This window comes from Streptomyces sp. NPDC101225, from assembly GCF_044767585.1.
Lineage (GTDB): Bacteria > Actinomycetota > Actinomycetes > Streptomycetales > Streptomycetaceae > Streptomyces.
Genome location: NZ_JBIWOE010000039.1, coordinates 21,073 through 44,617 on the forward strand (window position 1 = coordinate 21,073; position 23,545 = coordinate 44,617).

Annotated in this window: 25 protein-coding genes and 2 pseudogenes; 13 read left to right on the plus strand and 14 right to left on the minus strand. The window is 70.0% G+C overall.

The window, feature by feature from the left end:
- Window positions 1-383 precede the first annotated feature (383 nt).
- Window positions 384-518 carry a hypothetical protein gene (locus ACIRPX_RS36560; protein ID WP_404203523.1) on the plus strand — a complete coding sequence of 45 codons (135 nt, stop codon included), beginning with the start codon at window positions 384-386 and terminating at the stop codon, window positions 516-518.
- Here the strand turns inward: ACIRPX_RS36560 and ACIRPX_RS36565 are convergent.
- From ACIRPX_RS36565 to ACIRPX_RS36585, 5 genes are all read right to left on the minus strand, one after another.
- Window positions 462-752, minus strand: coding sequence for a hypothetical protein (locus ACIRPX_RS36565; protein ID WP_404203513.1), 291 nt, complete (start codon window positions 750-752; stop codon window positions 462-464). The genes ACIRPX_RS36560 and ACIRPX_RS36565 overlap by 57 nt on opposite strands.
- A complete protein-coding gene (locus ACIRPX_RS36570; protein WP_404203430.1) occupies window positions 647-928 on the minus strand; it encodes a hypothetical protein in 282 nt (93 codons plus the stop codon). The genes ACIRPX_RS36565 and ACIRPX_RS36570 overlap by 106 nt, the downstream gene beginning before the upstream one ends.
- Entirely contained in the window at window positions 907-1,059 is a 153-nt protein-coding gene (locus ACIRPX_RS36575) for a hypothetical protein (RefSeq protein WP_404203432.1), read from the minus strand. The genes ACIRPX_RS36570 and ACIRPX_RS36575 overlap by 22 nt, the downstream gene beginning before the upstream one ends.
- Window positions 1,060-1,278: 219 nt before the next feature.
- Window positions 1,279-2,760 carry an NAD-dependent succinate-semialdehyde dehydrogenase gene (locus ACIRPX_RS36580; RefSeq protein ID WP_404203434.1) on the minus strand — a complete coding sequence of 494 codons (1,482 nt, stop codon included), beginning with the start codon at window positions 2,758-2,760 and terminating at the stop codon, window positions 1,279-1,281.
- A 150-nt stretch (window positions 2,761-2,910) separates the two neighbouring features.
- Window positions 2,911-3,711 carry an IclR family transcriptional regulator gene (locus ACIRPX_RS36585; protein WP_404203436.1) on the minus strand — a complete coding sequence of 267 codons (801 nt, stop codon included), beginning with the start codon at window positions 3,709-3,711 and terminating at the stop codon, window positions 2,911-2,913.
- A 221-nt stretch (window positions 3,712-3,932) separates the two neighbouring features.
- Here ACIRPX_RS36585 and fae point away from each other — a divergent pair, with 221 nt between their 5' ends.
- From fae to ACIRPX_RS36620, 7 genes are all read left to right on the plus strand, one after another.
- The gene (gene fae / locus ACIRPX_RS36590) at window positions 3,933-4,475 is read left to right on the plus strand and encodes a formaldehyde-activating enzyme (RefSeq protein ID WP_404203440.1); all 543 of its coding nucleotides are present in this window, start codon (window positions 3,933-3,935) and stop codon (window positions 4,473-4,475) included.
- Entirely contained in the window at window positions 4,472-5,584 is a 1,113-nt protein-coding gene (locus ACIRPX_RS36595; RefSeq protein WP_404203442.1) for a mandelate racemase/muconate lactonizing enzyme family protein, read from the plus strand. Before fae ends, ACIRPX_RS36595 begins: the two co-directional genes overlap by 4 nt.
- Window positions 5,581-7,101, plus strand: coding sequence for an aldehyde dehydrogenase (locus ACIRPX_RS36600; RefSeq protein ID WP_404203444.1), 1,521 nt, complete (start codon window positions 5,581-5,583; stop codon window positions 7,099-7,101). The genes ACIRPX_RS36595 and ACIRPX_RS36600 overlap by 4 nt, the downstream gene beginning before the upstream one ends.
- 60 nt (window positions 7,102-7,161) lie before the next feature.
- The gene (locus tag ACIRPX_RS36605; RefSeq protein ID WP_404203446.1) at window positions 7,162-8,097 is read left to right on the plus strand and encodes an NAD(P)-dependent oxidoreductase; all 936 of its coding nucleotides are present in this window, start codon (window positions 7,162-7,164) and stop codon (window positions 8,095-8,097) included.
- A gap of 40 nt (window positions 8,098-8,137) precedes the next feature.
- The gene (locus tag ACIRPX_RS36610) at window positions 8,138-9,301 is read left to right on the plus strand and encodes an iron-containing alcohol dehydrogenase family protein (RefSeq protein WP_404203448.1); all 1,164 of its coding nucleotides are present in this window, start codon (window positions 8,138-8,140) and stop codon (window positions 9,299-9,301) included.
- A 142-nt stretch (window positions 9,302-9,443) separates the two neighbouring features.
- Window positions 9,444-10,055: a transporter substrate-binding domain-containing protein gene (locus tag ACIRPX_RS36615; RefSeq protein WP_404203450.1), complete on the plus strand. Its 612-nt coding sequence runs from the start codon at window positions 9,444-9,446 to the stop codon at window positions 10,053-10,055.
- Entirely contained in the window at window positions 10,052-10,249 is a 198-nt protein-coding gene (locus ACIRPX_RS36620; protein WP_404203452.1) for a hypothetical protein, read from the plus strand. The genes ACIRPX_RS36615 and ACIRPX_RS36620 overlap by 4 nt, the downstream gene beginning before the upstream one ends.
- A 46-nt stretch (window positions 10,250-10,295) precedes the next feature.
- Here ACIRPX_RS36620 and ACIRPX_RS36625 read toward each other — a convergent pair whose 3' ends face one another.
- On the minus strand, window positions 10,296-12,083 hold the full coding sequence (locus ACIRPX_RS36625) for a hypothetical protein (protein WP_404203454.1): 1,788 nt from the start codon (window positions 12,081-12,083) through the stop codon (window positions 10,296-10,298).
- Between the two features lie 805 nt (window positions 12,084-12,888).
- On the opposite strand from ACIRPX_RS36625, the gene ACIRPX_RS36630 reads away from it, so the two are divergent.
- Window positions 12,889-13,239, plus strand: coding sequence for a hypothetical protein (locus ACIRPX_RS36630; RefSeq protein WP_404203456.1), 351 nt, complete (start codon window positions 12,889-12,891; stop codon window positions 13,237-13,239).
- A 296-nt stretch (window positions 13,240-13,535) separates the two neighbouring features.
- On the opposite strand, the gene ACIRPX_RS36635 is transcribed toward ACIRPX_RS36630, so the two are convergent.
- From ACIRPX_RS36635 to ACIRPX_RS36650, 4 genes are all read right to left on the minus strand, one after another.
- On the minus strand, window positions 13,536-14,498 hold the full coding sequence (locus ACIRPX_RS36635) for a glycine betaine ABC transporter substrate-binding protein (protein WP_404203458.1): 963 nt from the start codon (window positions 14,496-14,498) through the stop codon (window positions 13,536-13,538).
- 211 nt (window positions 14,499-14,709) lie between these two features.
- Window positions 14,710-15,492, minus strand: coding sequence for an ABC transporter permease (locus ACIRPX_RS36640; RefSeq protein ID WP_404203460.1), 783 nt, complete (start codon window positions 15,490-15,492; stop codon window positions 14,710-14,712).
- The gene (locus tag ACIRPX_RS36645) at window positions 15,489-16,496 is read right to left on the minus strand and encodes an ABC transporter ATP-binding protein (RefSeq protein WP_404203515.1); all 1,008 of its coding nucleotides are present in this window, start codon (window positions 16,494-16,496) and stop codon (window positions 15,489-15,491) included. The genes ACIRPX_RS36640 and ACIRPX_RS36645 overlap by 4 nt, the downstream gene beginning before the upstream one ends.
- A gap of 22 nt (window positions 16,497-16,518) precedes the next feature.
- Window positions 16,519-17,169, minus strand: coding sequence for an ABC transporter permease (locus ACIRPX_RS36650; RefSeq protein ID WP_404203462.1), 651 nt, complete (start codon window positions 17,167-17,169; stop codon window positions 16,519-16,521).
- A 115-nt stretch (window positions 17,170-17,284) separates the two neighbouring features.
- On the opposite strand from ACIRPX_RS36650, the gene ACIRPX_RS36655 reads away from it, so the two are divergent.
- On the plus strand, window positions 17,285-18,109 hold the full coding sequence (locus ACIRPX_RS36655) for an IclR family transcriptional regulator (RefSeq protein ID WP_404203464.1): 825 nt from the start codon (window positions 17,285-17,287) through the stop codon (window positions 18,107-18,109).
- A 67-nt stretch (window positions 18,110-18,176) separates the two neighbouring features.
- On the opposite strand, the gene ACIRPX_RS36660 is transcribed toward ACIRPX_RS36655, so the two are convergent.
- Entirely contained in the window at window positions 18,177-18,545 is a 369-nt protein-coding gene (locus ACIRPX_RS36660; protein ID WP_404203466.1) for an FAD-binding protein, read from the minus strand.
- A gap of 10 nt (window positions 18,546-18,555) precedes the next feature.
- Here ACIRPX_RS36660 and ACIRPX_RS36665 point away from each other — a divergent pair, with 10 nt between their 5' ends.
- The 3 genes and pseudogenes from ACIRPX_RS36665 to ACIRPX_RS36675 all read left to right on the plus strand — a co-directional run bounded on the left by ACIRPX_RS36665 (window position 18,556) and on the right by ACIRPX_RS36675 (window position 21,857).
- A complete protein-coding gene (locus ACIRPX_RS36665; protein ID WP_404203468.1) occupies window positions 18,556-19,140 on the plus strand; it encodes a hypothetical protein in 585 nt (194 codons plus the stop codon).
- A 410-nt stretch (window positions 19,141-19,550) separates the two neighbouring features.
- Window positions 19,551-20,330, plus strand: a pseudogene (locus ACIRPX_RS36670) (transposase).
- 288 nt (window positions 20,331-20,618) lie between these two features.
- A complete protein-coding gene (locus ACIRPX_RS36675; protein ID WP_404203470.1) occupies window positions 20,619-21,857 on the plus strand; it encodes a lactonase family protein in 1,239 nt (412 codons plus the stop codon).
- A gap of 228 nt (window positions 21,858-22,085) precedes the next feature.
- Here ACIRPX_RS36675 and ACIRPX_RS36680 read toward each other — a convergent pair whose 3' ends face one another.
- From ACIRPX_RS36680 to ACIRPX_RS36690, 3 genes and pseudogenes are all read right to left on the minus strand, one after another.
- Complete coding sequence (locus ACIRPX_RS36680) at window positions 22,086-22,763, minus strand: transposase (protein ID WP_404203517.1); 678 nt, start codon at window positions 22,761-22,763, stop codon at window positions 22,086-22,088.
- Window positions 22,691-22,891 (minus strand): annotated as a pseudogene (locus tag ACIRPX_RS36685) (IS3 family transposase); the annotation flags it as partial. The pseudogene ACIRPX_RS36685 and the gene ACIRPX_RS36680, both read right to left, overlap by 73 nt.
- Before the next feature lie 268 nt (window positions 22,892-23,159).
- Window positions 23,160-23,288, minus strand: a complete 129-nt coding sequence (locus ACIRPX_RS36690) for a transposase (RefSeq protein ID WP_404203472.1) — start codon at window positions 23,286-23,288, stop codon at window positions 23,160-23,162.
- Window positions 23,289-23,545: the final 257 nt, after the last annotated feature.

A 23,545-nucleotide genomic window follows, 5' to 3' on the forward strand; every position in this document is an offset into this window, starting at 1 on the left:
GGCGGATGCCGGTCTCGCCCCCGCCCGGCGAGCGCGGCCCGTTCCGGCCCCGCGCCCCGTGGCTCCCGTCTCCCCATCAGGCGCACATCATGCGTACAGCCCTGTTCATCACCTGCTTCAACGACACCATGTCCCCCGGACCGGACAGACGGTCGTCGCCCTGCTGGAAACGGCTCGGCCACACCGTGGACCCAACGTCGCGTCACTATTTGGCTACGACGCAGTGGTGACCCCCTCCGGCTCCTGCGCGGGCATGGTCCGCCACTTCCGCCACGTCCTCGCCGACCAGTACGGCCGCACCGCGCTGCGGGAGACGGTCGCACAGCTCGCGCCGAAGACGTACGAGCTCTCCGAGTTCCTCGTCGACGTCCTCGGCGAAGGCCGTGGAAGCCGACCGAGCCGACCGCATCCTCCCCGCCTCCGAGGCCCTGGCCATGAGGTCGGCCGCCACGGTCCTGGCCTCACCACGCCGGCCGACCGCCGCCCAGCGGCTCGCCCCACTCGCCGCCCGCCGGTGAGCCGCGACGGCTGGATCGGCGGCCTGCCCGGCCCCTTCGGCCGTTGGTCGAGCACCCGCGACGCCCCCGTACCGCCCCGCGAGACGATGCGCGGCGCAGCGCCACACACGCCACGGCGATCACCGCACTCACCGCCAGCCACCAGCGCCAGCCTCCGTCGACGCCTGCGAACAGGGCGCCCACCATGGTGGCGAGGTCATAGCCGACGTACCAGCTGATCTCGAGGCCGGCCAGGAGCCGCCCCCGACCCCGGCGGGGTGAGTACTCCAAGAGCAGCGGGGCGCCAACGGATACTCACCGCCGATCGCCACGCCCATCAGCAGGCGGATCAGGAACGGCTGGAGGCCGTCGGAGACGTAGAACTGGAGGACCGAGCCGACCAGGAAGATCACCATGTCGACGAACAACACCGGCCGCCGCCCGAACCGGTCCGAGAGGCGGCCGAAGAGTGGCCCGCCGACGAGATGCCGATCAGCGGCGAGGCGCCGACCAGGCCCTGCATGAACGTGGACAGGTGCAGGTTCGTGGTGAGCGCGGCCATGGCCACGCCGATGCCGCCGATGACGTAGCTGTCGAGGCGCTGGCCTGACTGGGTGGCCAGTCTCAGCTTCGTGTGCAGACGTCGGCGTTCGCGCTCGTTGTACGGCGGAGCGGGCGGCGCGGCGTCGGACCGGTGGTCCCGGGTCGCAGGCGTCGTTGCCGTGTGCGGTCCTTGACTCTTCGGTGTCCGGGCGGGGCGGGCCTGAGCTGTGCGGGGGTCTCAGACGGTTGTCGGCCAGTCGACGGCGATGTACTGCGTCTCGAGGAATGCCTCGAGACCTTCGCGGCCGCCTTCCCGGCCGAGGCCGGACTGCTTGACGCCGCCGAAGGGCGCGGCCGGGTCGGATAGCAGGCCGCGGTTGAGGCCGACCATGCCGGCCTCCAGGTGTTCGGCGATGCGCAGGGCACGGGCCAGGTCGCGGGAGTAGACGTAGGAGGCGAGGCCGTGGATCGTCGCGTTCGCGCGGGCCAGCATCTCGTCCTCGTCGGTGAAGGTGGTCAGGGGCGCGACGGGTCCGAAGACCTCCTCGTGGAGGATGCGGGCGTCGTCGGGGACGTCGGTGAGGACGGTCGCGGGGTGGAAGTGGCCGGGCCCGTCGGGCACCGTGCCCTGCGCGGCGATGCGCGCGCCGCGTGCGAGGGCGTCGTCGACCAGGGATCGGATCTTGTCGACGGCGGCCTCGTTGATCATCGGGCCGAGGGTGACGCCGGCCGCCAGCCCGGGTCCGGTGCGTACGGCGGCCATGGCGGCACCGAACTTCTCGGTGAACTCGGCGGCCACGGACTCGTGGACGTAGAACCGGTTGGCCGCGATGCACACCTCGCCGCCGCCGCGCATCTTGGCGTCCATGGCGCCGCGCACGGCAGCGTCGACGTCGGCGTCCGCGCAGACCACGAAGGGGGCGTTGCCGCCCAGCTCCATGGTCACGTTGACGACGTTCGCCGCCGCCTGTCCGAGCAGGAGCCTGCCGGTGGCGGTGGAGCCGGTGAAGGAGAACTTGCGGACCCGTTCGTCGCCGAGCCAGGTGGAGACGATCTCGGGGGCACGGTCGGTGGGCAGGACGTTCAGGAGTCCGTCGGGCAGACCAGTCTCGCTCAGCAGCGCGGCGACGGCGAGGGCGGTGAGCGGGGTTTCCGGAGCGGGTTTGAGAAGGACGGGGCAGCCGGCAGCGAGCGCTGGGGCGATCTTGCGGGTGGCCATCGCGGCCGGGAAGTTCCACGGGGTGACGAAGGCGGTGACACCGACCGGATGCTTGCGCACGACGTGCCGGAAGCCACCGCCGGGAGCGTCCCCGAAGGACGAGCCGACGCGGACGGCCTCCTCTGCGAACCAGCGGAAGAACTCGGCCGCGTAGCCGACCTCGGCGGCGGCGTCCCGGTAGGCCTTGCCGTTCTCCAGGACGATCAACCGGGCGAGCGTGTCGGTGTGCTCGCGCATCAGGGTGAACGCGCCGTGCAGGATCTCCGAGCGACGCCGAGCCGGAGTGGCCCGCCACCCGGCGCTCGCCGCCTCGGCCGCCTCGATCGCGGCGAGCGCGTCGCTCGGTCCCGCCGCGGACACCTCGCGGATCAGATCCCCAGTGGCCGGGTCGTTGACCGGATAGGTCCGGCCGTCCTCGGCGGCACTCCAGCGACCGCCGACGAGGACGTCGCCCTCGGCGAGCGGGGCCTTGGCGAGGGCGTCGATGCCGACGAAGGTCATGGGCTGCTCTTTTCTCCGTTCCGAACGAGGGCTCCGTCCGGTTCGCGGCGAATTTACGAGCGCGTCATACGGCCGACAAGGCTGTCTCCGAGATCGAAATGGGGGTTGCTGTCGGAGCAACCGCCGATCGCGGGCTTCGGTGGGCGGAGATCACGTCAGGCGCTCCTGGCGCAGGGTCGTGCGGCGGGGCTCCCAGCCGAGGAGCCAGGAGACCCGGCTCGCGGCGGCGAAGGTCGCGCGGCCGGCATCGGCGAGGCGCTCCCCGAGGCGGGCCTTCGGTGCCGAGATGTTGATCGCGGCGACCACCCGGCCACGGAAGTCACGGATCGGGGCGGAGACGCCGACCAGCCCGGGTTCGAACTCCTCGCTGACCTGCGCATGGCCGACGCGCCTGACCTCCTGGATGCGTGCCCACAGCTCCGGGACCGGCATCTCGCTCGCCGTGCCGAAGCGGACGTATAGCTCGTCTGGCGTGGCGTCGGCCAGCAGCACGCGCCCGGCCGAGGTCTGCCAGGCCGGCACCCCGCGGCCTTCCCAGCCATGGACGCGGAACGAGTGCCCGGATACCGACAGGAGGGTGAGGACCTCACGGTCCCTGAGCACGCAGAGGTGGCTGGTCTCCTCCAGGTCCGCCGACAGGGCGTGCATGACCGGCTCGGCCATCCGCACGAGGCGGTTCTCCGAGGTCCGTGCCACCAGGGAGAACAGCCGCCAGCCGAGGCGGTACTCCAGCGTGTCCGGGTCGCGTTCCACGATCCCCTCCACGGCCAGCGCCTTCAAGGCCCGCGAGATCTGCGTCTTCTCCCGGCCGACGAGCTGGGCGATACGCACGACGCCCAGGCCGCCGGCGTTCTGCGCCTCGTCGGAGGCGAGGGCCTCCAGCAGGTCGATGTCGCGCCGCAGGCCGTGGCCGCGCTGCATACCGGGGGCAGGCGAGGGATTGTCCGTCACCCGCGCCATCCTAGGCGTCGACGCTGGGCATGGAACCGCAGGTCAGCCACGAAGTTGTCAGGAGAGCAACCGGCATTTCGATTCCCGGCGGCGCCTTGCGGGCGGGTTCCGGCGGACCTAGATTCGCCGCATCGGGCCGGATGAACTGCACCGAATACGAGGTTCATCCCTTCCTTCCGATGCTCTCCGCTTCACCGGCTTCCCGAGGTTCAGGAGCTCCGATGCCCTCCCCCTTTGCCCCGACCGCGCTCATCGGCGAGTCCTTCGTCGGTGAGGGCGCCAACGCCGCGCACACGAACGTCGTGATCGGCCGCAAGGGCGGCCCGGTCGAGACCGCCTGGGCGACGGCGCTGGCCACGCCGAGTGCCGGGCACGTCCCGTTCATGACGGTCGTCCGCCCGTCGGTGCCGGTCAAGCCGCTGACGCTGTTCGTCACCAAGGCCGCCGCCGGCGGCGGCGAACTGCACCAGCGGGCCACCTGGGGTTCGGCGCAGGCCGGCCTGGCGCAGGGCGTCCTGGACGCAGTCGAGGAGGGCCTGCTGCCCGCCGACGAGGCGGACGAGCTGCTGATCATCGCCGCCGTCTGGGTCAACCCCCAGGTCGACGACCTCGACGTCTCCTTCCGCAACCAGCGCGAGGCCGCCCGCGGCGCGGTGCGCGCCGCTGTCACCGGCACTCCGATGATCGCCGACATCCGGGACGCGGCCAAGGACGGCCCGGCCAACCCCTTCTACACACCGTCCGCGGAGGTGCTCGGCCGATGAAGATCACCGACATCACCCTGGACCGGCTGCGGCTGGAGCTGGACCCGCCCTTCCGGGCCGCCTGGGACCCCGAGCCGCGCCGCCACTTCGACGCCACGATCGTCCGCGTCCACACCGACGAGGGCGTCACCGGCATCGGCTCGGGCGACCTGATGGACGGCTTCGAGACGTACAAGCACCTGTTCGTCGGCGAGGACCCGCTCGACATCGCCCGGCACGTCAGGACGATCGAGACCGCCAATTTCCACGGCGCCCACTACTGGCCCCTGGAGGCCGCGCTCTGGGACGTCATCGGCAAGGTACACGGCCGCCCGGTGTCGGAGCTGTTCGGCAACGCGGCGAAGAAGCTGCCCGCGTACGCCTCCTCCGGCGAGCTGAAGTCGCCCGAGGAGCGGGTCGCGACCGCGCTCAAGGTGCGCGAGGCGGGCTTCCGCGCCATGAAGATCCGCATCGACCGGAACCGGGTCGACGAGGGCATCGCCGCGGTACGCGCCGTGCGTGAGGAGTTGGGCGCCGACTTCGAGATCATGGTCGACCTCAACCAGTCCTGGCGGATGGCGGGCGACACCGCGAACGCGTCGGACCTCGCCAAGACCCGCAAGGTGATCGCGCACCTCGCCGAGTTCGACGTCTTCTGGGTTGAGGAGCCGCTGCCCTACGCCGACCTCGACGGCTTCAAGCGGCTGCGCGCCGAGAATCCCGGTGTGCGGATCGCCGCCGGCGAGATGCACCACTCCCCCACCGAGCTGCTGCGCTACCTCGAAGAGGACGCGCTCGACATTTACCAGATGGACGTGGTGCTCGCGATCGGCATGCACCGCGCCCGCACCCTTGCCGAGCTCGCCCAGCTCAAACACCGCCAGTTCACCCCCCACAGCTGGACCAACGGCATCGGCGTGCTCGCCAACCTGCACGTGTCCGCGGGCGTCGGGGGCGGCCCCTACTTCGAGTTCCCGTACGACCCGCCCGGCTGGACGCCCGAGCGCCGCGACTTCATGCTTGCCGAGCCCGTGCGCGTCGACCCCGAGGGCAACCTCGAAGTGCCGGACAAGCCCGGCCTCGGCATCGAGCTGGACGAGGACGCGATCGACCGCTGGAGGATCAAATGACGTACCGCATCGAGGAGTTGCTGTCCCGTTCCCACGACGAGTGGCTGGCAGCGGCGAGCAAGCTCACCTTCGAGACCCGGCTGTTCGTCGACGGTGCCTTCACGGATGCCACGTCGGGCGACAGCTTCTCGATCGTCTCCTCGCGCGACGGCTCCGTACTCTCCGAGGTACAGGCCGCGGGCGCGGAGGACGTGGACAAGGCGGTACGGTGCGCCCGCGGCGCCTTCGAGGACGGGCGCTGGCGGGACCTCGCGCCCAAGGAGCGCAAGCGCGTCCTCCTGCGCTGGGCCGAGCTCGTCCTGGAGGACGCCGAGGAACTGGCCCTTCTCGACACCCTGGAGATGGGCAAGCCCATCACCGAGTCGGTGCGCGTCGACGTGGCCAAGGCGGCCGAGACCATCGCCTGGTATGCCGAGGCGATCGACAAGACGTACGACGAGTTGGCACCGACCCCCGGGGACGCCCTGGCGCTGATCACCCGGGAGCCGCTGGGTGTGGTCGGCGCGGTGGTGCCGTGGAACTACGCGCTGCTGATCGCCAGCTGGAAGCTGGCACCGGCCCTCGCGACGGGCAACAGTGTCGTGCTGAAGCCCGCCGAGCAGACGTCGCTGGCCGCCCTGCGGCTGGCCGCGCTCGCCACGGAGGCCGGGCTGCCGGACGGGGTGCTCAACGTCGTCCCCGGCCGGGGCGAGGTCGCCGGGCAGGCACTGGGCAGGCATCCGGACATCGACAAGATCGCCTTCACCGGTTCGGCGAAGGTGGCCCGCCTCTTCCAGGTCTACGCGGGCGAGTCCAACGGCAAGCAGGTCGCCGTCGAGGCAGGTGGCAAGTCACCCCAACTGGTGCTGCCCGACGCCGACATCGAGGCCGCCGCGTCCGCGGTGGCCTGGGGCATCTTCTACAACGCGGGGCAGACCTGCAACGCGGGCTCGCGGCTCGTCGTCCACTCCTCCGTCAAGGACGAACTCCTCACCGCCGTAAGGCGGATCACCGCCGACACCTTCCGGGTGGGCGACCCCCTCGACCCGGCCACCGTCATGGGCCCGATCGTCGACGAGGCCCAACTCGCCAAGATCCTCGGCTATATCGAGCGCGGCCGGCAGGACGGGGCGACCGTGCTGCTCGGCGGCGGACGCACCCGCGTCGAGTCGGGCGGCAGCTTCGTCGAGCCGACGATCCTCGACGGCGTCGAGAACACCTCGGTGGTCGGCCAGGAGGAGATCTTCGGTCCGGTCCTCGCCGTGGTGTCGTACGACGGGGATGTCGACGAAGGTGTGCGGCTGGCGAACGAGAGCGACTTCGGGCTCGTCGCCTCCGTATGGACGCGTGACGTGACCGTGGCCCACCGCACGGCGAAGCGGCTGCGGGCCGGCACCGTGTGGATCAACACGTTCGACGCCAGCGACGTCATCACCCCGTTCGGCGGCTTCAAGGCGACCGGCGCGGGACGCGACAAGTCGCTGCACGCGCTGGACGCCTACACGGCGCTCAAGACCACCTGGATCAGCCTGGCCTGAACATCCGTATCCACCGCACCACTCACCCGCCAACCCGTACAGAGCCGTAGCGAGGAATCAATGAGGATCGGTTTCATCGGTCTGGGCAACATGGGACGCCACATGGCCCGCCACCTGATCCACGCGGGACACCTGGTAACCGTGCACGACACCCGGCCCGAGGCCGCCGCCGAGCACCTGGCGCTCGGCGCCCGCTGGGCCGACAGTCCCGCCGTCTGCGCCGCCGACGCGGAACTGCTGATCACCATGCTGCCCAACCCGCGCGTCGTCGAGGAGGTCCTGCTGCGCGGCGGGGCCGCCGAGGCACTGCCCTCGGGCGCCCTTTGGATCGATATGTCGACCTCCACCCCGGGCGCCGCCGAGCGGGTCGCCGCTGAGGTGCTCGACCGGCGCGAAGTGCGCCGGATGGACGCTCCCGTGAGCGGGATGGCGCGCGGCGCCGAGGCCGGAGGCCTGCAGATCTTCGTCGGCGGAACCGTGGACGACTTCCGCATGTCGCTGCCTGTCCTGGAGGCCATGGGCGATCCGGACCGCGTCCTGCACGTCGGACCGCTCGGCGCCGGATACACCGTCAAGCTCATGATCAACCTGCTGTGGTTCAGCCACCTGGTGGCCACGTCCGAGGTGCTGGCGATGGGGGTCAGGTCCGGCGTCGACCTCGGTGTGCTGCGCAACGCGCTGCTCGCGAGCCCGGCCGCCTCGAACTTCCTGGAGAACGACGTCATGTGCGTCCTCACGGACGGCGACTACGACGACTCGTTCGCCATGGCGCTCGCCTGCAAGGACCTGGGGCTCGCCGTCGACCTCGGTCGCGACATCGGCGTGTCCACGGAGCTGTCCGCGCTGGTCGAGCAGATATACCGCCGCGCCCAGGCCCAGTACGGTGATCTGGCGGGCGAGATGAGCCCGGTCCGTCTCTACGAGTCCCTGGCCGGGCGGGAGTTCCGGCTCCCCGATCCGACGGTCGCGCTGGACGGCGCGCCCCTGACCGTCTGAGTCCACGCCCTTCGCCGGAAGTCGTCAGGAGCCGCACCCCATGACCTCCCCCAACGGCCTCGCGCCGCTCAGCATCGAACCGACCTGCCGGATCGAGTTCGGCCCCGGCAGCATCGAGCGCCTCCCCGAACTGCTCGCCTCCACCGGACACCACCGCGCCTTCGTCGTTACCGACCGGGGCCTGCGCGCGGCGGGTGTCGTCGACGGCGTCCTGAAGCTGCTCGACGCCGCCGGGATCGACTACGCCGTCTACGACGAGGTGGCCCCCAATCCCTCCACCGGCAATGTGGACGCGGGCGCCGCACGAGCCCGTGGCTTCGGTCCCGCCGCGGTCGTCGCCCTCGGCGGCGGCTCGGTGCTCGACGCGGCCAAAGGCATCGCCCTGCTCGTCGGCAACCCGGACGCCGTGGCTGCCGACGCCGACCACCTGTGGGAGGCCTCCGACGGGCTCCCGCTGGTCGCCGTCCCGACCACTTCCGGAACCGGCGCCGAGACCAACGGCTTCGGCGTCATCGAGGACACCGCGGCCTGCCGCAAGGTCTACATCGGGCACCCCTCCGTCAAGCCCTGGATCGCCCTGCTCGACCCCGAGCTGACGCTGGGCCTGCCCGCGCCCGCGACCGCGGCCACCGGGATCGACGCCCTCGTGCACGGCATCGAGTCGCTCGCCTCGCGCGGCGCCAACCCGGTCTCCGCCGCCTACGCCACACAGGCTGTGACGATGGTGAGCGGCGCGCTACCGACGGCGTACCGGGACGGCTCGGACCTGGACGCCCGCGCCGCGCTCATGATGGGCGCCCATCTCGCCGGACAGGCACTCACCCTCTCCGGGCTGGGCCTGGTGCACGGCATCGGGCACGCGCTCACCGCCCACACCGGCACCCCCCACGGAGTGGCGCTCGCGGCCGTGCTGGAGGAGGTCATGGAGTTCAGCGCCCCGGCCGCGCAGGACGCCTACGAACAGGCGGCGCGAGCCATGCGTCTCGACCCGCCGGCCGACGGCGACTGGGCGCGGGTCGCGATGCGGGGCGTGCGCGAGATCTCCGGGGCGCTGGACGTCAAGCGACCGCTGCGGAGCCTGGGCGTCGGCCAGGCGATGCTGGCATCCATCGCGGCGGGGGCGGTCGCGGACGCGGTGACGAAGAACGCGCCGCGCCGGCCGAGCGAGTCGGAGGTGCTGGACATCCTCACGCGGACGTACTGACTCCGGTGCCGGGGGGATCCGCCGGAGGAACCCATGATGACCATGGGGAGATCTCCCGGCGGACGGCCGGACGACGAGGTCTCACCGTGCAGCATGTGCACAGCGGCTCCCAGGGCGAGCCCCGTGACAAGGGAAGAGACCCATGCGCCGCAGCACAGCCCTGTCCGCCTTCGCCCTCGTGCTCGTGACGGCTGGTGGCGGCACCCCCTGTACGGCCGGCGCCGCGCAGGACCAGTCCCCCGGCCAGCGCCGCGGCACCCTCCTGGACAGGGTGCCGCGGCACGGCACGCTCCGGGTGTGCACCACCGGTGACTGCCGGCCGTTCAGCTACCACGACGCCAAGACCGGCGGCTGCAGCGGCATCGACAGCGGCATGGCCAAGAACCCGGACAGCAGCCTGGGCGTGCGGACCCGCTTCGCGCCCTCCACCTGGGCCGGCCTCATGGACGACCTCACCGCGGGCAAGTGCGACCTCGGCATGGGCGGCATCTCCGTCACCCTGGCCAGGGCGCAGAACGCGTACTTCAGCAGCCCTTACCTCACCGACGGCAAGGCCGCCATCACCCGGTGCGCCGACAAGGACACGTACCCGTCACTCGACGCGATCGACAAGCCGGGGTCCGCGTCGTCGTCAACCCCGGCGGCACCAAGGAGAAGTCCGTCCGGGCCAACATCCACCAGGCCACCGTCGTCGAGCACGCCGACAACAACAGCATCTTCGACGAGATCGTGGCCGGTCGTGCCGACGTTATGATCACGGACGCGAACGAGACCGAGTACCAGGCCACGCTCCACCCAGAACTCTGCGCGATCAACCCCGGCAAGCCGTTCACCTTCACCGAGAGGTCGTATCTTCTGCCGCACGGTGACGACGAGTTCAAGAACTACCTCGCCAAGTGGGTCCGTCCGGCCGCCCACGACGGGTACGCCGAGTCCTGGCTGGGCTGAGGCGGTTCGTCCGGGAGCCCCAGCCCAGGGCGGGCACCGCCTCCGGTCAGGCGTTGCCGACGATCGCTCGGTAACGGTCCATGGTGGGCTTCACGCCGCGCCCGCGGTCGGCGTGGTACAGGCCGTTCGCGTCCTTGGCTCCGAAGGCGTAGGGCTCGTAGAGCGTCGGGCACAGCGGGTGCCCGTGCAGTTTCTCGTACGCCTGCCATGCCGTGTCGAAGGCGGCGAGGTGTTCGCGGATCACCGCAACGTCGTAGGTGCCCGTGCTGTCGCCCTCGACGCCCTTGAGCATGACGGCCCAGGCGTGGTGCACGGCAGTGTAGAGCCGCAGGCCGTACTCGCCGGAGATCCGCAGGTAGTCGCGGTCGGCGGGATCGGACAGGTGAATGCTCCGGGCGAGCCGGGCCACCTCGCGCCAGGTCGCGACGGCGTCCGCCTTCTCCTGGATCGCGGTGTCGATCCGGCCCTGGCGCCGGATCCGTTCGAAGTCGGCCTTCAGCTGGTCGTCCGAGCCGCCGATGAACTGGTCCCGCATCCAGAAGGGGTTGGCCATCGTGAACAGCGCGGTGTACTTGCCGTGCAGGGTCCCGCTCGCGGACAGCAGGGCGAGCCTGCGGAAACGGTCCCGGTCCGTGCCCTTCACCCCCGCCCCGCGCATCCAGTCGCCGAAGACCTGCGCCTCGGTGCGGTCCACGTCCTGCGCCCAGTGGCCGGCCACGTAGGCGTTGAGGTCGCACCACATCTCGTTCGGGATGTACGGCCCGCGCCAGCCCCCGCCGCGTGACCAGGTCCAGATCCCCTGGAAGTTGGGGTGGTCCCTGATGTCGGCGAGCCCCTTCGGGGCGGTGTCGCCCGCGTACTCCTCGAAGCCGTCGATCACTCCGTGCATGACGTAGTCGGGGACGGCGCCCTTGGCCTCGTACTCTCGCTGGCACTGCACCTCGACGATCTGCGGGTGGCGCCCCAGGGTGAGGGTGGGGTTGAACTTGTAGGTCCGCAGGAAGTCGCCGGCCGTATGCTTGATCGAGAAAACCAGGTTGGGGTGGGGCTCGATGCGGTCCGTGACATCGAGGTAGTAGTCCGGGCTGGTGGTGAAGGCGTCGAAGCTCCACGTCCGGTAGAAGAGCAGCTTGTCGCGCTTGACGCACACCTCGTCGCGGAGGATGTCGAGCAGGATGACGTGGCTGTCGGCGCCGCGCGTGACCGGGTTGTTGCCACGGAAGTACGGGACGCCGGGCAGGTAGGTCTCGCCGGTCCGTACGACCAGGCCGTCCAGGTCGGGGAAGCGGTCGAAGATCTCGGCCAGCATGACGCGGTGGATCCGCCGGGTCTCCTCGTGGTCGAGGTTGATCCGCCCCCGGGAGTCGAGGATCTTGTCCGCGTACCGGTCGACGAGTCGCTCGGGCAGGGTGACGATGTCGATGAAGTACAGGGCCTTGAGGCCGGCGGCGCGGATCTGGCGGATGCGTGCGTCGATGCGGCCGGCGTTGGTCTCCACCCACACTCGCTCGTCGGAGCCCTGAGGGAAGATCTCCGGGTCGAGCGAGTCGTAGGTGATCGCGGTGGTCGGCGGATGCCACTCGGTGACGATCTGGCCGTTGTAGCCGTAATCCCGCAGCCGTCGTACGTCGTTGAAGGCGGTCAGGACCACGCTCTCGCCCGGGTTGCACATCACCGTGTCCAGGATCCACGGCAGTCGTCTGCCGCTGACGCCCTGCTCCTGCTCCTGCTCCTTCGCCGACGCGGTACCGCTCGCGAGTCCCGCCGTGGCCGCACCCGCGACGGCCGCCCCACTGCCCACGAACACCTGCCTGCGGCTTAAGTCCTGTCCCATCGCCATCCCTTCAGCTCGTCATCCCGGCAAGAAAGATCCCACCTCTAGCCGCATTTTTCACCCCCTGAGTCACATGAATTGCACCATCTCGCCTCCTGCGCGAAGATTCCATTCGAACAACCCTCACAACATCCGATGTATCCTCGCACCTACGGCGTCAGTCGGGGGCGTCCGCAGACCGCGCCGGTGGGTGTTCAAGTGGGCCGACCATTTCGACCGGGCGCGGGAGACCGGCTTCGTCCCCGACGACCACTACCCTCGCCCGGCCTCGGAGCGATCTCCTACGACCGGGGCAACCACGCGCACATGGTGGGACTGCGCCAGGCCAAGGTCGACGGCGTCGACGTGCCGGACATCGAGGTCGACGACCCTGACAGACCGGGCGGACGTGCTGGTGCTGGGCGGGGGATCGACGTACGGGCCGGTCGGCGCCCCCTGCCGTCGGGTACGGGCTCGTGGGCTGTCCGTGGCCCGGGCCCATCTGCGCCGTCGGGGGCCCTTTCCGGGCAATCTCGGCGAGTTCCCGCGCGACCACCGACGGGTGCTGGTGCCGGAGATGAACCTCGCCAGTTCGCCGGACTGCTACGGGCCGCATACGGCGGCGTGGACGTGGTCGGCCGGTCGAAGGTCACCGGCCGACCGATCGGCGGCGAGGAACTCGCCGACGCGATCGTCACCGTGATCAAGGGAGAGCCGGTATGACCACGACCGACCTCTGGATGTCAGACACGAGCGGCCCGGCCGGGGTCCCGCGCGCCGACGGACCGCAGTCCGCCCAGGACTACCGCTCGGACCAGGAGGTCCGATGCGGTCTCTCTCGCCCTCGGCGCGGAGGCGTCCTTCGTCGCACGGGCCCTGGACTCCCACCGCGCGCAAGCTCACCACCGTACTTCGCGCGGCGGCCCAGCACCGCGGGACGGCGCCGGTGGAGATCCATCACCACTGTCCCGTCTTCAACGACATCGCCTTCGACACCCTGAAAGACCCTCAGGAACGCCTCCACCGGACCGTCCCGTTGCTCCACGTCCAAACGATGCGCTTCGGCCCCGAGGGCGATTACGGCGTCGTCCGCGCCCCCGCGACCGGCGGGCTGCGCGTGGCGCAGGTCGCCGCGACGGGTGAGGACGCCCTGATCGTGCACGACGTCACGGCCTAGGATCCGGCGCAGACGTTCGCCCTGTCATAGGCTGGACGGCGGGGCGCGGATTGCGTCGCACCGGCGTGTTCCGGGCGGCCCGGCGGGCGACGTAAGACGACCTGGTCCGCCAGCAGGCCGACGTCGGCGGAAACCTCGGCACTCTGCGGGAACTGCTGCACGGCCGTGACACCTGGACGGTCGAGCGGCGCGGCCGAGCGACGAGTTGACCACTCAGCGGACCGGCGGCACGGTCCCTCAGAGCCTGCGGAGACGGGGCCGCTCTCCGCAGGGGCCTCTCGAAGCCGCCGGCCGGGCTACTTCACGAAGCCGTTGTCCACCAGCCAGTCGTGCGCGATGTCCTCCGGGTCCTCGCCCTCCACGTCCGCGAGCGCGTTGAGCTTCTGCATCTCGGTCGTGGTGAGCTTCTTCGCCAGCGGCGCGAAGATCTTCTTCAGTGCCGGGTACTTCTTCAGCGTCTCCTGCTTGAGCGTGAGCGCAGGCTGGTAGACGGGGAAGAACTTCTTGTCGTCCTGCAGGACCACCAGCTTGTTGGCCGGGATGCGGCCATCGGTGGCGAAGACCTCACCGAAGTTGCAGGTGTCGCCCTTGGCGGTCTCGGTGTAGATGAGGCCGGTGTCGAGCATCTTCACGTTGTCCTTCGGCGCCTTGATGCCGTACGCCTTCACCAGGCCTGGGAAGCCGTCGTCGCGGGTGGAGAACTCGCTCTCGATGCAGAAGGTGGCCTCGTCCGGCTTGCTCTGGCTCAGCTTCGCAAGGTCGGACAGGGTCTTCACCCCGAGTTCCTCGGCCTTGTCCTTGCGGATGGCGAACGCGTAGGTGTTGTTGAGCGGGGCCGGCGGGTCGATCCAGGCGATGCCGTTCTTCTGCAGGTCCTCGGCGGCGACCTTCTCGAACTGCTCGCGCTGGTCGGCGACCGGCTTGGTGTTCTGCAGGTAGGTGATCCAGCCGGTGCCCGTGTACTCCCAGTACATGGAGATGTCACCGGACTCCAGCGCCTTTCTCGTGCTGGCGGAGCCCTTGATGTTGGTCTTGTCGGTGACATCGGCTCCGTTCGCCTCCAGGAGTTCGACAGTCATCCGGCCGAGGATGATCTGCTCGGAGAAGTCCTTGGAACCGACGGTGAAGGAGGCTCCTTCGAGAGCCGTGCCGGATCCCGAGGCCGGCTTGACGTCGTCGCCCCCGCCGCAGGCGGTCAGGACGAGTGAGGCGGTCGCCATGGAGGCTGCGAGGGCGAGTGAGGTACGGCGGGAAGGCATGGCGGTACTCCTGAACGTTGCTCTGACAGGGCGATGCGTGGGCTGGAGCCGAGCGGTCGGTGTGCACCTGTGCGTGGGGCGGCGCGGCGGTGGGGTGCCGGTTCCTGGACTGCAGCCGGGCGCGGCGGTGGCGCTCGACCGTGATCGTGGGGACCGGGGCACCGACCGTGTGGCGGGACGGTGGAGGGGGGCGGGAGCAACAGGGTCGGCGTCAGACGCCCTTCGGTTTCAGGACCCTCTCGGCCAGGCTGCCGGCCCAGTCGACGAGCAGGGCGATCGACGCGGTGACGACGCTCCCGGTGATCAGCACGGGGACGCGGTCCAGTTTGATCCCGTTGACGATGATGTCCCCGAGTCCGCCGGCGTTGACGAAGGTGGCGAGAGTCGCGACGCCCACGCAGAACACCAGGGCGGTGCGCAGCCCGGCCAGTACCACCGGCACGGCCAACGGGAGTTCGACCCGAAGCAGGATCTGGAGGGGCTTCATACCCATGCCCCGGGCTGCCTCGACCAGTGAGCGGTCGACCTGCTGGATGCCGATCAGTGTGTTGCGCAGGACGGGCAGCGCGGAGTAGGCGACCAGGCTGGTGATGGCGATGCCGAAGCCAGGGCCGTAGAGGATGGTCAGCAGCACCAGCAGGCCGATGGCCGGAGTGGCCTGCCCGATGTTGGCGAGACCCAGCACGAGGGGCGGCACCCAGCGCGCACGCACCCGGCTGATCAGAATGCCCAGCGGTACGGCGATCAGCATGATCAGCAGTGTCGCGACGACGGTGAGCTTCAGGTGCTCAGTCGTCTTGCTGATCAGGTAGTCGCTGTTGAGCGTGCGCCGCTCGATGCTGTCCAGCTGGATCGAGTTCACCCAGAGGTAGTCGGTCAGCAGGGCCACCGCGACGACGGCAGGGGTGCCGAGCAGCCCGCACCGGAACCGCCGCAGGGAACCCGCCCCGCCCTGGCGGGTGGGGGGCGGAACCTGGGGCGCGAGTGCGGTCACCGCGCACCTCCGTCGTCCGCCGCCAGCGCGATGGTGTCGAAGTCCAGCTCGCCACGGACGGCGCCCTCGGCGTCGAGTACGGCGATCCGTTGCGCGCGGTGTGCCACGATCGCGTCGAGCGCGTCGCGCAGGGTGGCGTCGGCGGCGACGGAGGGCAGCGGCGCGGAGCCCGCGGACAGCAGCGCCAGATCGCCCGCCTTGATCAGCCCCAACCGCTTGATGGCGGCCTGGCCGCCGATGAAGGAGCGGACGTAGTCGTCGGCGGGCGCCGCGAGGATGCGCGCGGGGGTGTCGTACTGGACGATCCGGGACCGCTCCCCGAGGACGGCGATCCGGTCGCCGAGGCGCAGCGCCTCCTCGAAGTCGTGCGTGACGAAGATGATGGTCTTGCGCATCCGCTGCTGCAGGGCCAGGAACTCGTTCTGCAGCCGCTCACGGGTGATGGGGTCGGTGGCGCCGAAGGGCTCGTCCATCAGCATCACGGGCGGGTCCGCGGCCAGAGCGCGGGCGACGCCGACGCGTTGCTGCTGCCCGCCGGAGAGTTGACGCGGGTAGCGGGAGCGGAAGCGGCCGGGCTCGAGTCCGACGACGTTCAGCAGCTCGTCGACGCGGTCCGCGATCCGGCGCTTGCCCCAGCCGAGCATCCGGGGCACCAGGCCCACGTTGTCGGCGATGGACATGTGCGGGAAGAGGCCGATCTGCTGGATCACGTAGCCGATCCGCCGGCGCAGGTCGTGCGGGTCGAGCGAGAGCATGTCCTCGCCGTCCATGGTGATGCGGCCGCTGCTCGGCTCGATCAGCCGGTTGACCATCTTCATGGTGGTGGTCTTGCCGCACCCGGAAGGGCCGACGAAGCAGACCAGTTCTCCGGCCGGGATCACCATGGAGAAGGACTCCACGGCGGGTTCCTCCTGGCCCGGGTAGATCTTGGTGACCCCGGTGAGTTCGATCCGCGCGCCGTGCCCGGCGGCGCCGCCCTCACCGGGGTCGGCCTGGACGGGAATGGTCGCGGTCGGCGAGACGTGGTCAGACACGGAGCCCCCTCGGGGTGGTCAGTCGCCGGACGGCGAAGAAGAACAGGTCGAACAGGAGCGCGAGGACGACGACGCCGAGGGTTCCGGCGAGTGCCTGGTTGATGGCGTTCTTGGAACCGAGGCGGGACAGGCCGTCGAAGATCTCGTTGCCCAGGCCCGGTCCTGCGACGTAGGCCGCGATGGCGGCGATACCGACGGTGAGCTGGGTGGAGACCCGCACGCCGGTGAGAATCACCGGCCAGGCCAGTGGCAGTTGCACGCCGAGAAGGGTGCGCACCGGACCCATGCCGGTGCCGCGCGCCGCTTCCAGGACCGCCGGGCTGACCTCCTGGAGGCCCACTATGGTGTTGCGGGTGATCGGCAGCAGCGCGTAGACGACCAGGGCCACCACGGTCGGCGTCCAGCCGAGTCCCAGCAGTGGGATCAGCAGCCCGAGCAGCGCGAAGCTCGGGATGGTGAGAAAGGTCCCCGTCGTCGCGACGGCGGCGGTGCGGGCTGCGGGCCGGTCCCACGTGGCGACGCCGAGCGCGACACCGATCACGGTGGCGATCGCGATCGCCGTGCCCACCACAGCGGCATGCTCCAGTCCCTGTTGCCACAGGTCGTCGGTATGCCTTTCGACGTACTCGAGAAACCGGTCCATTTCCCCTCCGGACCCGGGCGCCTCATCGGGCGGGGCGCCGTTCGGTGGGGTGAACGGTAGGCGTGCGTAACATGGAGGACAACTGCAGTTGCCGATATTGCAACAGGAGGGTTCCGTGGCGGCACGACCCACGTCCGGCCTGCGCAGAGACGCCGATCTTCTGGACGTCCTCGCAGGCCAGGAAGCCCGCATGCGAGGCGGGCTCGGAGTGACCCGGATCGCGGAACTGGCCGGCCGCGAGAAGAGCCAGGTCTCCCGGGCGCTGGCGAGCCTGGCCGAGGAGGGCCTCGTGGAGCGGGATCCCGAGACCCAGGCCTACCGGATCGGCTGGCGGCTGTACGCACTGGCGGCTCGAACCGGGGAGGCCAGGCTGGCGTACGTTTCGGCGCCCTTCCTGCGCCGACTCGTCGCGCAACTGTACGAAACGGTCCACCTGTGCGTGCTGCGCGGCAACGGCGTGCTGACCCTGGTCAGCGAGTCTTCACCGCACGCCTTCCGCAGCCTGGGCTGGGAGGGTGTCATGGTCCCGGCCCTGCACACCTCGGCCGGCCGGGTCCTGGTCTCCGACTGGGAGAAGCCGGTGCTGCGGGCCTGGTTCCCCGAGGAGCAGTTCGCCGACCTGCCCCCCGGGCAGCGTATCCGCAGCATCGACGACCTGCTGAAGGAGATCCGGACCATCCGCGCTCGGGGTTACGCCACGGCGGACGAGGAGTTCGAGGCGGGGCTCGTCGGTGTGTCGGCCCCGGTCCGCGATCACCGTGGCCGGGTGATCGCGGCGATCAACATGGGAGCACCCAAGGGCCGGATGGGGCAGCGGCTCGACGCCGCCGGCCGGACCACGGCACGCTGCGCTCTGGAGCTGTCCCGCGCCCTGGGGTACGAGACTGCCGCCGACCTTGGGGGGGCGCCCGGCGCCGGAACACCCGGGCAGAGCCGATAGGGCGCCACCCCCGGCCGTCGTGCTCCAGCGCCGCCGAACCGCAGCGGACCTCCACGGACCTGGTTCTTCACCGAGACGCCGCGTTCGCCCCCGCGATGCGGCCCGAGTTGTGGCTGAAGGACGCACCATCACCCGCCCTCACGAACGGATACGTACCGCCATAGACGCTGTTGACATCCCGTCCGGCGCCGAACAGGCCGGCGACGGCGTCACCGTCCTCGTCCACGGCCTGGAAGCGGTCGCTGACGGCGACGCCGCCCAGGCTGCCGTAGCCGGGTCTCACCGGCGCTACCGGACCGTACTGAAGACCGACCAGGGTCCCCGCCGGGGACTTCAGGTGACCGTCGAATGCGGAGAAGGGCGAAAGCCGCTGGTGGCGGGGCGGGGAGGAGTCTCGTTGAAGCGCAAGATCAGGATCGGCAGCCTCGACGACCACCCGACACGGTGTGGAACAGCGCGCGCAACGAAGTCGTCCTCGCTGGCGGCCTACCCAACTGCCCGCGTGGTTCGGCAGCGGACCGCGCGGAAAAGGACCCGACAACGGGCGCCTCGCCGCGCGGCCTACCCAGTGGGGCGCGGCCAGGTGCTTCTTCGCCGAGACCGACCGGGCTGCGGAGGCATGCGCCGGCCCGATTGCGCTCCGCGCGCTGGGCGCCGAGGCCGCTCAGGCCACCGACGGGCTCGAGGCCCAGGCGCATGCGGAGGAACTGGACGACCAGCGTCGTTCCGGAGTGGACAAGGCGGTTGGCTGCCTGCGCGCGAAACTCCCCTATCTCGGCTACGACATCGCTCGGGCCGAGGACTGGCCGATCGCGACAAGCGTGATCGAGGAGGCGTGCCGGCACCCGATCAAGGACCGGATGAACATCACCGGCGCCCGCTGGGGCCTGGCGGGCGCCGAGGCCGTCCTCAAGCTCCGTGGGGTGATCAGCAACGGCGGCTACGAGGAGTACTGGGAGTATCACACGCAGCGCGAGCACCTGCGGGTCCACGCGATCCGCTACCGCGACGACCTCGTTCTCGCGGCGTGACCACCGTCCCTCACCGAGCCGCACCCAACTCGGAACGCCCTGGTCCCGCCGTGCGGTTGACCGGCGTCGGGAACAGATTTTCCGGCAGGTCCCCACTCACCCCGTAACGAACCATGGGTGCCGCCCCCCCTGTGTCCGGGTCGGCCGACGCGCCCCGGTCATCCCTTCGGAGAACGCCCATTGACCTGAGTGGGCATTCAGGCATGTTTCGTGATGGTAAGTAACTTTCGCGGCCGCCAGGCTTGAATTTTTTGCCCCATACGCGCACCCTCGCGTTCATCGAGCTGCGGAGTCGGGCGCCCGTTTGCCCCGGTTGTCGTGCACGAAGTCCGTCTGATTTGAAGATCGGGCAGAAACGCCGAGCAGCAGCGGAACGGCACCGGCTGCCGCATCCATGATCACGCTACGGCGTGAGCCGGCGGAAGCCGCACCCCCAGTTGACCTGTCCGACGCCCGATGGGCCTCAATCGAGCCGACGTTGACGGCCTGGAGAAAGGCCCGGCCCGACCGCAGGCCCACCGGGCAGCCGGCCAAGGTCGACCTGTGCGACGTATTCAACGCACTCCTCTACATCAACCGCACCGGAATCCCCTCGAAACACCTCCGCACGATTTCCCCCACCACGGCACCGTCTGCGCCTGCCACGCCGCCCGGCGCGACGAGGGAATCCTCACCCAGCTCAACCACGACCTGACCGGCCTGGCCCGCGTGAAGGAAGGACGCAAGCCCGAACCAACCGCTTCCGTCATCGACACCCAGAGCGTGAAGACCTCCACCAACGTGCCCCTGACCAGCCAGGGAACCGACGCCGCCAAGAAGATCGTCAGCAGGAAACGCGGCATCCTCACCGACACGATCGGCCTGCTGCTCGCCGTGACCGTCAGCGCCGCGAGCCTCTCCGGGAACGCTGTCGGAACACGCCTCCTCGACCAGGCCATGAAGACCTACCCGACCATCTCCAAGAGCTGGGTCGACACCGGCTTCAAGAACGCCGTCATCGAGCACGGCGCCAGCCTCCGATCAACGTCGAAGAACGAAGCATTGGTTGGATCACGCTGCACCGGCTTCTCGCCCGAGACCACGAGACCCTGCCCGCCAGCTCCGAGGCCATGATCCACGTCGCCTCGATCGACAACCTCACCAAGCGCATGACGGACGGGACGACACCCACCCGACGAGGAACTTACTAGCAGATAAAGGGCAATCCACCTAGATCAAACGCCCTCTCAGGTGCCGGGCCAGTCGCCTCGCATGCCCCGGCATCGAGTCGACCCAGAAGGCTCGCGCCGAACCGCGACAGACGGGTGCAAAGGTCCGGTTCGGCCATCGGGAAGCGGCCAGATCACACCACACCCTCTTACGAGACCGTGACGCGGCTGCCGTTCCGCGTCGGCTCACTGCTCACTCCGGCCACTCTGGTGGCGTCCACGGAACAGCCGCGGACACCATCAGACGGCTACAGGGAATGGGGCCTGAGCATGCGCAGCAGCCACAGGGAACACCGCCACACCAACACGCCCGCCAACACCTCAGGCGGTCACAGGGCGAAGTCCAGGTCACGGCGCGTCGTCATCGGCGGCGGCGTCCTCGCCCTCGTCGGGGCCGCCACGGTGGCCGTGTCCCTGGCCTCGGCCAGTCAGTACTCGGGGGCGGATCACGCCGTGTTCGTCCAGGGCAACGAGCTGGACGGCAACACGATCCACGTATTCGCACGGGGCGACGACGGCACGCTCACCCCCGCGGGCACCTACGCGACCGGAGGCAGGGGTGGCGACCAGGTCGACGCCCCCACTGACTCGCTCGCCTCCCAGGGCTCCCTCGTCTACGACGACGCCTCCGGGGTGCTGCTGGCGGTCAATGCAGGCAGCGGCACACTGACCTCGTTCCGCGTCGAGGGACAGCATCTGAAGGACCGCAAGGTCGTGCGCTCCGGTGGTGACTTCCCCTCCAGCATCGCGGTGCACGGCCGGATCGCCTACGTCATGAACGCGGGCGGCAAGGGCAGTGTCCAGGGCTTCAGGATCACCCACGAGGGGCTGAAGCCGCTGCGCGGGTCCTATCGCTCCCTGGGCCTGGAGAACCAGGCCGTACCGCGCTTCGACACGTCACCGGGCGAGGTCGAGTTCACCCCGGACGGCCGCAGCCTGGTGGTCACCACCAAGGGCAACAACACCGTCGAGGTGCTTCCTCTCAAGCACAACGGCCTCCCGGCCGTCGCCCACCCGGTCGTGAACAAGTCGGCCGGCGGTGTCCCCTTCGCGATCAGCTTCGACGCCACGGGTAAGCGGATGCTGGTCGCCGAAGCCGAGAAGTCCACTGTCACCACCTACAAGGTGAGGCGGGACGGCAAGCTGAAGGTCCTTCAGCAGCCCCTGCCCAACGGCCAGGAGACCCTGTGCTGGCTGGAGCGCGCGGGCAGCTTCTTCTACGGCGGCAACACCCGGAACTCCACCGTCACCGGCTACCGCGTGGACCGGCACGGCACTCTCTCCCTCACCAACGAGGTGGGCATCGCCACGCCGCCCTCCTCCGACTCACAGGGGGTGATCGACCTCGCGGTGACCGAGGACGAGAAGTTCGTCTACGTCCAGAACGCCACCTCCGGCACCGTCGACGGCTTCCGCGTCGAGCACGACGGCGCCCTCACCAAGGTCACCACGGCCAAGGGCCTGCCCGCCTTCGACGAGTCCGGGATGGAAGGCATCGCCGCGTTCTGACCGCGCGCAGGCCGCGTCGCCTTGGAGGCCTCACCCGACTATGAGCGTTCTCTGAGCGGTCACTGATCCGCGAGCGGACCGGTGATGCTTGGGTGAGCCTCCTGAGGACAAACAGCGTCGGATCAGAGGCCGCGAGCTCCCCCGCCCGGTTCCTGGTCCGCCACGTGGAGGCCGACGGCAGCACCAGTTCTTGCCTTGCAGCGGACGTTCTCGACGCTCTCACCGAGATCATGTCAGGGGGGAGGCAAGTGGTCCGATGAGACCGCCCGCCGCATACGCAGGCTCGGCACGGCCCGAGCGGCACAAGCCGAGACCCTGGCGGGACTGCGATCTCTTGTCCATGACACTACGCGGCGGGTCCCGGCAGAGGCTCCCCGGCCGCCGTGGTGTGCGGACTTCCCGCATCGGCCCAAGGCGGCCGCCGTGGGCTTGTTCTGCGCAGCGCGTTGTCCCAGCACTGCCCGGTGCGGCCGACGGACAGTCTGACACCGAACTCCCTTGCCAGGAGAGCGAATTCGCGGCTGGTGTACTGCCCTGGTCCGAGTGGAAGATCACCGGACCGGCCGGGCTGCGAGTGCGGCGGGCGGCTCGCAGCGCGTCGCCGACCAACTCGGTGCGCAGGTGGTCGGCGGTGGCCCAGCCGACGACACGACGGGAGGCGATGTCGATGACGGTGGCCAGGTAGCACCGGCCCTCCTCGGTGGCGATGTAGATGATGTCACCGCACCAGCGGGTGTCGACGGCGGTCGGGTCGGGCTCAAAGCCGCGCAGGACCAGGTGGGGCAGGTGGCCGCGTGCGGGTCGGGGATGGTGGTGCGGTGCCGACGTCTTCGCTGCCAGCCGGCCAGTCCGGCCAGGCGCATGAGCCGGGCCACCCTGCGGCGTCCGCAGCCGACGCCCTCGCACTGGAGAACGGCGTGGACGCGCGGGGTCCCGGAAGTTCTGCGCGACTGCTCGTGCACGGCCGTGATCTGGTCCGTCAGCTTCAGCATCCCGCACCGCGCGGGAGCTGGGGATGCCGGCGCGGCGAGCATAGAAGGCGGCTCGGGAGACCTTGATCAGTTCACACGCATGCTTGACGTTGTGACCTGTGGTTTTCCCCGCCTCGATGAACGGGTGCACCGCGACCGGTCTCCTTCGCGAAGAAAGCCGTGGCCCGCTTGAGGATCTCCACGTCCTCCCGCAGGCTGCGGTTCTCCCGCCGCAGTGGGGCCAGTTCCTCGCGTTCGCTGCTGCTCCGGCCGTCCCGCTCGCCCGCGTCGACCTCAGCCTGCCTCGCCCAGTCCCGCACCGCGGTCTCGGTCAGACCGAAGCCTTGGCGACCTGACCGACCGAGCGGTCACCGCGTCGGCACAGCTCCACGATCTCGGCCTTGAACTCCGGCGTGAACGAGCCGCGAGGGCAAGGCTTCTTCTTCCCCGTGCTCTCCATGATGGCCATCATCCTTCCGGAGCCGAAGCCGCTGATCTCCGATGTCCGTCAAAGCGGATCAAGCCCACCGGACGGCTACGCCGGTACGGGCGACAAAGCGGTACCCGGGGTCCATCAGGTGGCGCTCACGAGGGGCGCGACCCGCCACGTCGCCGACAGGGACGGACTGCACGAGCGTCGACTCCACCACCCCCGCCCTGACAGAAACGAAAAGGGCACCGCGCCGCCTGCGCGTCGGCACTCCGGGCGTTGCCGCG

Excerpts from the sequence above, each read along its gene's own strand:
- ACIRPX_RS36600 (WP_404203444.1), top strand. The coding sequence starts at position 5,581 with ATGACGTACCGCATCGAGGAGTTGCTGTCCCGTTCCCACGACGAGTGG.
- ACIRPX_RS36625 (WP_404203454.1), bottom strand. The coding sequence starts at position 12,083 with ATGGGACAGGACTTAAGCCGCAGGCAGGTGTTCGTGGGCAGTGGGGCG.
- ACIRPX_RS36635 (WP_404203458.1), bottom strand. The coding sequence starts at position 14,498 with ATGCCTTCCCGCCGTACCTCACTCGCCCTCGCAGCCTCCATGGCGACC.
- ACIRPX_RS36630 (WP_404203456.1), top strand. The coding sequence starts at position 12,889 with ATGCGGTCTCTCTCGCCCTCGGCGCGGAGGCGTCCTTCGTCGCACGGG.
- fae (WP_404203440.1), top strand. The coding sequence starts at position 3,933 with ATGCCCTCCCCCTTTGCCCCGACCGCGCTCATCGGCGAGTCCTTCGTC.
- ACIRPX_RS36650 (WP_404203462.1), bottom strand. The coding sequence starts at position 17,169 with ATGGACCGGTTTCTCGAGTACGTCGAAAGGCATACCGACGACCTGTGG.
- ACIRPX_RS36675 (WP_404203470.1), top strand. The coding sequence starts at position 20,619 with ATGCGCAGCAGCCACAGGGAACACCGCCACACCAACACGCCCGCCAAC.
- ACIRPX_RS36620 (WP_404203452.1), top strand. The coding sequence starts at position 10,052 with ATGATCACGGACGCGAACGAGACCGAGTACCAGGCCACGCTCCACCCA.
- ACIRPX_RS36615 (WP_404203450.1), top strand. The coding sequence starts at position 9,444 with ATGCGCCGCAGCACAGCCCTGTCCGCCTTCGCCCTCGTGCTCGTGACG.
- ACIRPX_RS36690 (WP_404203472.1), bottom strand. The coding sequence starts at position 23,288 with ATGGAGAGCACGGGGAAGAAGAAGCCTTGCCCTCGCGGCTCGTTCACG.
- ACIRPX_RS36580 (WP_404203434.1), bottom strand. The coding sequence starts at position 2,760 with ATGACCTTCGTCGGCATCGACGCCCTCGCCAAGGCCCCGCTCGCCGAG.
- ACIRPX_RS36575 (WP_404203432.1), bottom strand. The coding sequence starts at position 1,059 with ATGGCCGCGCTCACCACGAACCTGCACCTGTCCACGTTCATGCAGGGC.
- ACIRPX_RS36595 (WP_404203442.1), top strand. The coding sequence starts at position 4,472 with ATGAAGATCACCGACATCACCCTGGACCGGCTGCGGCTGGAGCTGGAC.
- ACIRPX_RS36605 (WP_404203446.1), top strand. The coding sequence starts at position 7,162 with ATGAGGATCGGTTTCATCGGTCTGGGCAACATGGGACGCCACATGGCC.
- ACIRPX_RS36610 (WP_404203448.1), top strand. The coding sequence starts at position 8,138 with ATGACCTCCCCCAACGGCCTCGCGCCGCTCAGCATCGAACCGACCTGC.